The sequence below is a fragment of the Paenibacillus sp. PsM32 genome, from assembly GCF_030433815.1.
GTDB classification, from domain to species: Bacteria; Bacillota; Bacilli; order Paenibacillales; family Paenibacillaceae; genus Saccharibacillus; species Saccharibacillus kyungheensis.
The window spans coordinates 1-211 of record NZ_JARUWY010000114.1 but is presented as its reverse complement, the minus strand read 5'-3'; the positions used below and the strand labels follow the sequence as shown (position 1 = coordinate 211).

At 34.1% G+C, this 211-nt stretch carries 1 pseudogene; it reads left to right on the top strand.

Annotation, left to right across the window (positions count from 1 at the left end):
• Positions 1-91: 91 nt before the first annotated feature.
• A pseudogene (locus QCD85_RS23860) lies at positions 92-211 on the top strand (winged helix-turn-helix transcriptional regulator); the annotation flags it as partial.

Below are 211 nucleotides of genomic sequence, written 5' to 3'. Positions count from 1 at the left end.
ATCTGGTGTAACAATAAAGAATCAAGCTTGTTATCAACGTTGATCCCAACTCAATATGAACAGCAAAATAGCTTAAACGGAGGAATGTAGAATGAAGCAATATCATTTAGTTATAGAAGCGACCCTTGAAATAATCGGTGTGAAATGGAAAGCTTTTATCATCTGTTTATTAATGTTATCTGATAAGATGCGTACCAGTGAATTACAACGC